This is a genomic window from Streptomyces sp. NPDC059003, assembly GCF_042740445.1.
In the GTDB taxonomy this organism is placed as follows: Bacteria; Actinomycetota; Actinomycetes; order Streptomycetales; family Streptomycetaceae; genus Streptomyces.
This window is the reverse complement of sequence record NZ_JBHYJH010000094.1, coordinates 26,821-36,817: the sequence shown is the minus strand read 5'-3', so window position 1 is coordinate 36,817 and position 9,997 is coordinate 26,821. Positions and strand designations below refer to the sequence as shown.

Genomic DNA, 9,997 nt, shown 5'->3' with positions numbered 1-9,997 from the left:
GGGGCGGTAGGTACTGGGTGGGCGGGCGGGAAGTCGCCGCCGCGGTAGCGGCGGGGCCTGGGTGCAGGGGCCGTTGGGTGGGGAGTTATGAGCATCCTGTTAGGGGGACGGGAGAGGGGGGAAGGGGCGCTTATGCTCGGGCGCATGTGCGCTTTCGTGCTGGTCGCCGAGGACGACGAGAAACAGGCCGACCTCATCCGCCGCTACCTGGAGCGCGAGGGACACACAGTCGGCGTCGCCCACGACGGCCGCACCGCCCTGGCGGAGGTCCACCGCCGCGACCCGGACCTGCTGATCCTGGACTGGATGATGCCCGAGGTCGACGGCCTGGGGGTGACACGTGTCCTGCGGTCGGACTCCCGGCCGGGCGCGACGGCCTCGCTGCCGATCCTGATGCTCACGGCCCGTTCGACGGAGGACGACCTGCTGCTCGGCCTCGACCTGGGCGCCGACGACTACCTCACGAAGCCGTACAGCCCGCGCGAGCTGATGGCCCGCGTACGGACGTTGCTGCGCCGCGCCAGCGGATCCGCGCACCGGCCGCCGCCGGAGTCGGACGCGCGCGTGCTCCGGGCGGGCGCCCTCGTCGTGGACGCCCTGCGGCACGAGGTGACGGTCGACGGGCGGCAGGTGGAGTGCACGCCGGGCGAGTTCGAGCTGCTCGCGGCGATGGCGGCGGAGCCGGAGCGGGTGTTCACACGGCCGCAGCTGCTGGACCGCATCCACGGCTCCTCGGGGTACATATCGGCGCGCACGGTCGACGTACACGTACTGAACCTGCGCAAGAAGATCGAGGCGAACCCGCGGGAGCCGCGCCGGCTCGTGACGGTGTTCGGCGTGGGGTACAAGCTGGTCGCCCATGGGGCGTAAGACGGGGTTCCGTATGCGTGTCCCCGTACGCAAGAGCCTGCTGACGCGGCTGCTCGCCGTGTCGGTCCTGGTGTCCGTCCTGTCGATCGCCGCGACGGCGTGGCTGGCGGCGCAGACGACGTCGGGGGCGATCCGGCAGGAGCAGGGGCAGGTGCTCGCCGACGACGCCCGGATCTACGACAAGCTCCTCGGGCTCGCCGCGACCACGCCGAGCTGGCGCGGCGCGGGCCGCACGGTGCGGGAGCTCGCCGACGACACGGGCCGGCGCATCGCCCTCACCACGCAGGACCGCAAGATCATCGCCGACTCGGCGGACGCGGGCGCGGGCGGTGACGACGGGCACAGGGCCCGGCTTCCGGCGCGGGCGTCGGCCGTGGTGGACCCGCTGGCCGTCGACTCGACGCTGTCGGCGGGCAGGGGCGGGGACGCCGACAGCGTGCAGGGCCTCGGCGTCGGGCCGGGCACCGGCACCGACGGCGGCGGCGAGGGGCTCGGCAACGGCACCGGCTCGGTGGACCGGATCGATCCGCGGGCCGTGGGTCCCTTCCGGCTTCCGGCGGACGAGCGGAACCGGCTGCGGGCGCTCGCCGAGAAGTACATCGGGTGCATGCGGGACGCCGGTGTGTCGGCGAAGACGGTGGAGGGGCCGAGCGGCCGCCCGTACTTCGTGTCGAACGACGGGCGCGACGAGCGGGTCATCGACTTCCGCTGCGGCGGCGACTATCTGTACGAACCGACCACGACCGAGCGCAAGGCGCTCGACAAGGTCAACAAGCTGGCCGACGCGTGCATGCGCCGCAAGGGCACCGAGCCCGTGAAGCTGGGCCTGGCCATGTCGCCCGTCGGCAGCCCGCGGCTGTACGCGGTGAGCGCCCCGGGCGAGCCGCGCAACCCCGCGCAGCCGGTGCCGGAGCCGTCCGTCGAGGGGTCCAAGGTGCCCGCGACGCCGCCCGTCGACGACCCCCAGGCCCGCGCCGAGGCCCTCGCCGCCAGCTGCGTGGACAGCGCGCGGCGCGAGCAGCTCGGCCCGTACGTGTCGTCGCCCGCGCTCCTCTTCATCACCAGCCAGGACGGCTCCCGGCCCTCCGAGAGCGGCTTCCGCCTCTCCCGCGCGAACACGACGCGGCTCGTCGGGCTCGCCGCGGCGATCCTCGCCGTGACCGTCGCCGTGACCGCGCTCGCGGCGACCCGGCTCACGCGGCCGTTGCGCGCCCTGACCACCGCGACGCAGCGCATGAAGACCGGCGAGGCGACCGAGCCGGTGCCGGCCCGCTCCGCGGGCGAGATCAGCGAACTCGCCGCCGCCTTCAACGACATGGCCGCGCACCGCCGGGCCCTTGAGGAGCAGCGCAAGGCGATGGTCAGCGACGTCGCGCACGAGCTGCGCACCCCGCTGTCCAACATCCGCGGCTGGCTGGAGGCGGCCGAGGACGGGGTCGTCGCCACCGATCCGGAGCTCGTCACCTCCCTCCTGGAGGAGGCACTGCTGCTTCAGCACATCGTCAACGACCTCCAGGACCTCGCCGCAGCCGACGCGGGCACGCTGCGCCTGCACCGCGAACCGGCGCGCGCCGCCGACCTCGCCGACCAGGTCGTGGCCGCGCACCAGGCGCGGGCGGACGCGGAGGGCGTACGGCTCGTCGCCCGCGCGGACGGTGATCCGTGGCTGACCGCCGACCCGTTGCGGCTGCGGCAGGCCATCGGGAACCTCGTCTCCAACGCGATCCGGCACACGCCGGAGGGCGGGCGCGTGACGGTCGTGTGCCGGAGGGAGGGCGACCGGGTCGTCTTCGAGGTCGCCGACACCGGCAGCGGGATCGCGGAGGCGGATCTGCCGCACGTCTTCGACCGGTTCTGGCGCGCCGACAAGTCGCGTACGCGGGCCACGGGAGGCAGTGGGCTCGGGCTCGCCATCGTCCGGAACCTGGTGCAGGCACACGGCGGCACGGTGACCGTCCAGAGCGCCCCGGGCCGCGGCGCCGTCTTCACCCTCCGCCTACCGGTGACGTAACCGGGCCGGAATGAGCCCGTCCGGCGTTTGAGGACCAGGCCGAAGGCCGAGGAAGAAGGGGGTCTGGGGGCGGAGCCCCCAGTGGCCAGGAACGTGGCCCAGGGGACGGCCTTGGACGGACCCGGCCGCGGCGGCGACACTCCCCCGAGCCACGCGCCAAGCGCATGCACCGGCGGGGCCAGGTCCGATGCAGTGATCACACCAGGCGCCGCCAACAGATGGCTAACATGGGCCCAACGGTCACCGTTTTGGCGTGACCGCGACAGCCTGCGGGGGCTGCGGGCACTGGGGGAGTAGGGCGCGCATGGGAGGCGAACTGCGGTTCGGGCTCATCGGTGTGCCCGCCGTGTACGACGCCGACGGCGAACCCCGCCCCGTACGCAGCCCCAAGGGCCGCGCCCTGCTCGCCGCGCTGCTCCTCGAACCGGACCGGGTGGTCTCCGCCGACGCGCTCAAGGAGGCGCTGTGGGCCGCCGACCCGCCCGCGTCCGCCCACGCGTCGCTCCAGAACCACGTGACCCGTCTGCGCCGCCTCCTCGACGACCCCGACCGGCTGCGCGCCGTACCGCCGGGCTACCGGCTCGCCGTGGCCGACGGCGAGCTCGACGTCCGCGTCTTCGAACAGCGCGCCGCCCGCACCCGCGCCGCCCACTCCGCACGCGACTGGACCACCGCCGCGCACGCCGCCCGCTGCACCCTCGCCCTGTGGCGCGGCGCCCCGCTCTCCGGGCTTGCGCACGTCACGGCCGGGCACGCCCTCGTACAGCGTCTGGAAGAGGCGCGGCTGCTCGTCCTGGAGTGGCGTTTCGACGCGGCCCTCGCGCTCGCCGCGTCCTCCGCGAACGCGCACGCCGAACTCGGTGCGCTCTCCCCCGAGTTGACCGCCCTGGTCGCCGAGCACCCGCTGCGGGAGGCCTTCCACCGCCAGCTCATGCTCCTGCTGCACCGCACCGGGCGCCAGGCCGAGGCCCTCGCCGTCCACCGCGAACTGCGCCGCAGGCTGGTGGAGGAGCTGGGCGTGGAGCCGGGCGACGCGGTGCGGGAGGCGCACGAGGAGGTCCTGCGCGGTGAGCCCCCACGCGGCGGCGCGGGCGCGCGGGCCGGTACGAAGAGGCCGCCCGGGTCCGCGGCGGCCACCCACGCCCACCGGTCGGTCCTCGCGGCCGGCCGCCAGACCACCTCCCCGCCGAGCCGGGCCCCACGCCCCGCCCAACTCCCGCCCCGCCCCGCACACTTCACGGGCCGCGCGGCCGTGACCCGCGACCTGCGCGCCCTGCTCACGAGGACGCCCCCCGGGACGACGACCGGGCACACCCACTCCGAAGGCGTACGCCCCGAAGACGTACGCCCTGAACACGTACGCCCTGAACACGTACGCCCTGGAGACGCCCCACCGGAAAGCGCCCCGCCCGAAGGCAGCCCGCCCGTCGCCGTGCTCTCCGGCATGCCCGGCGTCGGCAAGAGCGCGCTCGCGCTGTACGTCGCGCACGGCCTGAGCGCGGAGTTCCCCGACGGCCAGCTCTATCTGAACCTGCACGGCGCCACCCCGGGCGTCAGCCCGCTCACCCCCGGCCAGGCGCTCGCCGCGCTGCTCCGCGACCTCGGCGCCGAGGGGCGGCACGCGCCCGAACACCCGGACGCCGCCGCCGCGTTGCTGCGTTCGCTGCTCGCGCCCACCCGCACGCTGCTGCTCCTCGACAACGCGGCGAGCGCCGCGCAGGTGCGCCCGCTGCTGCCCGGCGGCACCGGCTGCGCCGTCCTCGTGACCAGCCGCTCGCAGCTCGCCGCCCTCGACGGCGCGACCCGCTTCCCGCTGCGGCCGCTGACCGACGACGACAGCGCGGCGCTGCTGCGCGCGGTGTCGGGCCGCGAGGACCTGGACGCCGGGCACCCGTTGGTGTGCCTCGCGGGCCGCCTTCCGCTGGCGCTGCGCATCGTCGCGGCCCGTCTGGCCGCCCGCCGCGCGCTCACCCCGGACGCGCTCGCGGGCCTCCTGACCGACTGCGGCGGACGCCTGCGGCACCTGGAGTACGACGACTTGAGCGTGCACCGCTCCCTGGACGTCGCCCTGACCGCGCTGCGCGACTCCGACCGCGAGGGCGACCGCGACGCGGCCCGCGCCCTGTACGTGATCGGCGCGCTCGACCTGCCCGCGTACGGGGTCCCGCTGGTCGCCCGCCTCCTCGACGTCCCCCGCTGGCGCGCCCAGGCCGCGCTCGACCGCCTCGTGGACGTCGCCCTCCTCGACGAGACCGCGTACGGCCGCTACGCCCCGCACGACCTCGTTCGCGACTTCGCCCGCGAACACGCCACGACCCAGCCGCCCGAGGCCCCGGCCGCCCATACCGCCGGACACGGTGTCTCGGCCGACGAGGTGGCCCTGCGCTGGTACGCGGACATGGCCCGCGCGACCCTCCTGGCGATCATGCCGGAGGGCCAGGACCGGGTGGACCGGCTCGGGGGCGGAGCGGGACCGGAGGCCGCCGAGCTGGACGTTCCCGGAATCGGAACCGGAACGGGAACGGGAACCGGAACCGGAACCGGCCGCGGTGGCGGCATTCCCGTCTTCCCCACCCTCGACGAGGCCTTCGGGTGGGCCGACGAGGAGTTGGCGAACATCGTCGCGCTCGCCGAGCGGCGGGCCGGGGACGGGTCCGGGGTCGTGCCGACCCTGGTCCGGTACCTCTTCCCGTACCTCCAGCGCAGGGGCCGGCTGCCCGAGCTCGGCACCCTTGCCGCCATCGCCGTGGAGGCCGCGCGCCGCCACGGGGACCCGGCCGCGCGGGCGCAGGCGCTGACGGACCTGGCGGGCCACCGTTTCATGGCGGGCCGCGCGCGTGAGGCGCTCGCCCTGAACGACGAGGCCCTCACCCTCTGGCGCGGCCTCGGCCGCGTGTCCTGCGTACGCCGGGGGCTCAACCACCGCGGCCTGCTCCTCGAAGGCCTCGGCCGGCACGCCGAGTCCGCGGGCGCCCTCACCCAGGCCCTTGGCCTGGCCCGCGACCTGAAGGACCCGCTCAGCGAGGCCGTCACGTTCAGCCATCTGGGCAATCTGTACGAGCACACGGACGCGCGCGTCGCCATCGACCACCACGAGCGCAGCCTCGCCATCGGCGAGCGCATCGGGCACCTGGTCGTGCGCCAGTCCGCGCACTGCAACATCGGCTACGCCCGTCTCACCCTCGGCGAACCGGCCGCCGCGCTCGACCACTTCGAGGAGAGCCTGCGCATCCACGGCGAGTACGAGGACTGGCACGGCGAGTCCCAGGCCCGGCTCGGCCTGGTCCGGGCGCTGCGCGAGCTCGGCCGCACCGCCGACGCGGACCGCGAGTGCGCGCGCCTGCTCGACTGCGCCGAGCACCGCGGCGACACCCGCATGGCGGGCCTGGCCCGCCACCAGTACGGGCTGCTCCTGCACGCGGCGGGCCGCACCCAAGAGGCGCACGCGCAGTGGCGGTCGGCGCTCGCCGCGCTGGCGTCCCTGGACGGGGCGGACACGAAGGTCGTGGCGGAGCTGAAAGGTTTCTGCGCCGACTCACCAGGGGCGTAAGGGGTGTGAGGGGCATGAGGGGTGCGAGGGGCCTGAAGGGTGCGAGGGGCCTGAAGGGCTGAGGAGGCCCGGCCGGGGGCGGCGGCTACTTGGCGTCGGCGTAGCACTCCACCACCGCCGTCGTGAACGGGAACCGCACCGGCGTCTCGCCGAACGTGATCCGCCCCGCCAGGTCCCCCGCGTCCCGCACCGCCGCGACCACCGCGTCCGCCTCCTCGCGCGGGCAGTGCACGATCACCTCATCGTGCTGGAAGAAGACCAGCTCGGCCTTCAGGTCCGCGGTGGCGCGGCGCAGCGCGGCCAGCATGAGCAGCGCCCAGTCGGCGGCGCTGCCCTGCACCACGAAGTTCCGCGTGAAGCGGCCGCGGGCGCGGGCGTCGCTGGAGGCGTACCCGGGAGTGAACTCGCCGTCCCGGTCGGCCGCCCGGCCGTCCGTGGCCGCCGCCTCCTGGGGGATGCCCGCCTCCCCGTCGTCCTCGTCCCCGCCGACGGCGGGCGGGCTCGTCCGGCCGAGCCAGGTCCGTACGAGACGGCCCTCCTCGCCCGCCTTCGCCGCGTCGTCGACGTACGCCACCGCCTGCGGGAAGCGGCGGCGCAGGGCCGCCAGGTTCTTCAGGCCGTCGCCGGACGTCTGGCCGTAGACCGCGCCGAGCACCGCGAGCTTGGCGTGCTCGCGGTCGCCGGAGAACGCGCGGTCCGACAGGCGCGTGTACAGGTCGTCCGGGCTGCCCGCGACGTCCATCAGGCCCCGGTCGCGGGAGATCGCCGCGAGGACGCGCGGCTCCAGCTGGTCGGCGTCCGCCACGACCAGGCGCCAGCCCGGGTCGGCGACCACCGCGCGCCGGATGACCTTCGGGATCTGCAGGGCACCGCCGCCGTTGGTCGTCCAGCGGCCCGTGACGGAGCCGCCCGGCGTGTACCCGGGCCGGAAGCGGCCGTCGCGCACCCAGTCCTGCAGCCAGGACCAGCCGTGGGCCGTCCAGATGCGGTACAGCGACTTGTACGTGAGCAGGGGGGCGACCGCCGGGTGGTCGATCTCCTCCAGCTCCCACCGCCGCGTGGACCGCACCCTGATGCCCGCCTGCGCGAACGCCTTCACCACGTCCGCGGGCAGGTCGGGCCGGACCCGGCGCCCGAACGCGGCGGACACCTCGTCGGCGAGCTCGGCGAGGCGGCGCGGCTCGCCACTGCCGCCGTACCGCTCGCCGAGCAGCTCGGTCAGTACGTCCTTGTGCGCGTCCGCCCGCCACGGCAGGCCCGCCGCGTCCATCTCCGCCGCGACCAGCGTGCCCGCCGACTCGGCCGCCGTGAGCAGGCGCATCCTGCCCGGGTGCGCCGTCGCCCCGTGCCGCTTCAGCTGCTCCGCGTACACCTCTAGGAGCGCTTCGAAGGGCAGCGGGGCCGCCGGGGCCGGGTCGAAGAGCGAGTCCTGCGAGCCCGGCTCCGCCGCGCGCGGGGCCGGGTCCCGCGGCACGGGTCTTCGGTGCAGGCGGGCCCAGGCGGCCGCCGCCGAGCGGGGCTCGCCGAGCCGGCCCTCGTGCGCGAGCAGGAGGGATTCGGCGGCCTCGATGTCGTAGCACCGCTCCACTCTGGCGTGGGCGCCGGCGGCGAGCAGGCGCGGGTACAGCTCGGCGGTCGACCGCCATACCCACCGGTCCACGGCGGGGCGCCGTCGTACCGCTTCCACGAGGTCGGGCTCCCGCTGGACGGGGCCCACCGGCGTCCCGTCCTCCCCCACGGGCACCAGCACCGCCCCGCCGCCGTCACCCTCCGCGATCACCCACCGTCCACCGTCCATACTCCGAGGTTGCCACCCGCCACTGACATCCCCGCCCGGCCAGGACCCGGGAGGTCAGGGGGTCGCGGAGGGGACGGCGGGCGGGTGGGGGACGGCGACCACCTGGACCTCGTCCTCGTAGACGACCCGCCCCGGGTCGTCCGTCCGCACCTCGCGGCACGGCACCCCGTGCGCGGCAAGAAGGTCCATGTACCCCGGCACCCGCTCAAGCAGATGCGTCGCCGTGGACTTGAACCAGGCGACCGCACCGGCATGCCGGTGGTAGACGTCCGCGTCGGGCGTCGGATACGCCGCGTCGTACCAGTCGTTGCTGGCCCGCCAGAAGTCCCACTGCTCGGGGGTCAGCCGCCCTTCCCGCGCAAGGGAGTTGGCGAGGAAGAACACCCCGGGAAAGCAGCCGCGCTGCTCATGCCGCACGGGGGACTCGAAGCGCACATACGCCACCGATACCGCTGAAGCCACTGAAGCCGCTGACGCCACCGCTGTTTCCTCAGTCATCGCCGCATCCTCGCACCGCCGCGAGCCCGCGCCGCGCGTCGGCCTCCCAGTGCGGCGCCCCGGCACGCGAGGCGACGGCGAGGGCCTGCCGGTAGTGCCCCCGGGCGGCGCCCGCCCGCCCCATGGCCACCGCGAGGTCACCCACGTACTGAGCGACCGGCCCGAGCGTGAGCAACCCGCTGCCCGCACCGCCGAGTTCGTCGCAGGCGGGAAGGAGCTCCCGGTACAGGGACTCCATGGCGGCGACATCACCGCGCCGCCGCAGCAGCACCGCACGGGCCCGCAGACACAGCCGCACCTCCACCAGCTGGTCCCCGCGCCCCGCCTCGCGCACTTCACCCCCGTCCCGCACCCCCAAACACCGCAACGCCAGCCCCACCAACTCCCCCTCCTCCCCCTCCTCCCCCTCCTCCCCCACCTCGCCCACCTCGCCCACCATCCCGCTCATCCCCGTCCCCCGCAGCCGCGCACCCGCGGCCCGGTACGCCGCCTCGGCCTCCCCCACCCGCCCCGCGACGGCCGCGCGCAGCGCCCCGTACCAGTCGGTGAACACCCCCACCAGCGGCAGCCCGTACCGCTCGGCGAGGTCGTCGGCGGCCGCCGCGTGGGTGTCGGCGCGGGCGAAGTCGGCGAGGGCGCTGTGGGATTGGAGGAGCATGAGGTGGCCGAGGACCTCGAAGGTGACGAGGCCGTGGCGGGCGGCGAGGGCGGTGAGCTCGGCGCCGACGCGGACGCGTTCGGGGGCGAGCCCGGCGCGGTGGAAGGTGTGCAGGAAGCGGCCGTTGAGGGCGAGGGCGAGGAGCGCGGGGTGGGCGTCGGCGCCGAGGTCACGGGCGAGCGCCTCGGCCTCGCGGGCGGCGTCGGCACCGCGCCCCGGCGCCTGCCCCCGCGTCTCCATGGCGATGGTGGTGAGGAGCCGGCAACGGGTGACCCGCCGGTCGGTGGTGCCGTCGTCCGGGAGGGCGCCGAGGGCGAGTTCGGCGGCGGTGACGACGCGGCGGGAGAGGGCTTCGTCGTCGTTGCGGGCCCAGATGCCGGGTACGTCGAAGGCGCCGATGACGCGGGCGGTGAGCTCGGGGTCGCCGGTGCGTTCGGCGTCGTCGAGGGCGTCGGCCCGCCGCCGCCGCGCTTCGGCGAGGCCACCGGTGACGGCGAGGTTCCGCACGAGCCCCATGAGCAGCCCGAGCCGCTCCCGGCCACGGGCGACGGGCACCGCGCGTCCCGGCCCCATATGGCCCGACCCCATGCGATCCGACCACGAACGATCCGG

At 75.6% G+C, this 9,997-nt stretch carries 5 protein-coding genes and 1 pseudogene; 3 read left to right on the top strand and 3 right to left on the bottom strand.

The window, feature by feature from the left end; translation table 11 throughout:
* Window positions 1-144 precede the first annotated feature (144 nt).
* From ACFWZ5_RS28465 to ACFWZ5_RS28455, 3 genes are all read left to right on the top strand, one after another.
* Entirely contained in the window at window positions 145-870 is a 726-nt protein-coding gene (locus ACFWZ5_RS28465; protein WP_384794919.1) for a response regulator transcription factor, read from the top strand.
* A gap of 13 nt (window positions 871-883) precedes the next feature.
* A complete protein-coding gene (locus tag ACFWZ5_RS28460) occupies window positions 884-2,881 on the top strand; it encodes a sensor histidine kinase (RefSeq protein ID WP_384794917.1) in 1,998 nt (665 codons plus the stop codon).
* A gap of 304 nt (window positions 2,882-3,185) precedes the next feature.
* On the top strand, window positions 3,186-6,431 hold the full coding sequence (locus tag ACFWZ5_RS28455; RefSeq protein WP_384794915.1) for a BTAD domain-containing putative transcriptional regulator: 3,246 nt from the start codon (window positions 3,186-3,188) through the stop codon (window positions 6,429-6,431).
* 85 nt (window positions 6,432-6,516) lie between these two features.
* Here ACFWZ5_RS28455 and ACFWZ5_RS28450 read toward each other — a convergent pair whose 3' ends face one another.
* The 3 genes and pseudogenes from ACFWZ5_RS28450 to ACFWZ5_RS28440 form a co-directional block, all read right to left on the bottom strand.
* Window positions 6,517-8,229 (bottom strand): bifunctional 3'-5' exonuclease/DNA polymerase, encoded by a 1,713-nt coding sequence (locus ACFWZ5_RS28450; protein ID WP_384891520.1) that lies wholly within the window; start codon window positions 8,227-8,229, stop codon window positions 6,517-6,519.
* Between the two features lie 54 nt (window positions 8,230-8,283).
* Complete coding sequence (locus ACFWZ5_RS28445) at window positions 8,284-8,727, bottom strand: hypothetical protein (RefSeq protein ID WP_384794913.1); 444 nt, start codon at window positions 8,725-8,727, stop codon at window positions 8,284-8,286.
* Window positions 8,720-9,997: pseudogene (locus ACFWZ5_RS28440) on the bottom strand (hypothetical protein); the annotation flags it as partial. The pseudogene ACFWZ5_RS28440 and the gene ACFWZ5_RS28445, both read right to left, overlap by 8 nt.

Bases quoted from the DNA above. Each gene is read 5' to 3' on its own strand.
- ACFWZ5_RS28465 (WP_384794919.1), top strand. From the start codon at position 145: ATGTGCGCTTTCGTGCTGGTCGCCGAGGACGACGAGAAACAGGCCGAC.
- ACFWZ5_RS28450 (WP_384891520.1), bottom strand. From the start codon at position 8,229: ATGGACGGTGGACGGTGGGTGATCGCGGAGGGTGACGGCGGCGGGGCG.
- ACFWZ5_RS28455 (WP_384794915.1), top strand. From the start codon at position 3,186: ATGGGAGGCGAACTGCGGTTCGGGCTCATCGGTGTGCCCGCCGTGTAC.
- ACFWZ5_RS28460 (WP_384794917.1), top strand. From the start codon at position 884: ATGCGTGTCCCCGTACGCAAGAGCCTGCTGACGCGGCTGCTCGCCGTG.
- ACFWZ5_RS28445 (WP_384794913.1), bottom strand. From the start codon at position 8,727: ATGACTGAGGAAACAGCGGTGGCGTCAGCGGCTTCAGTGGCTTCAGCG.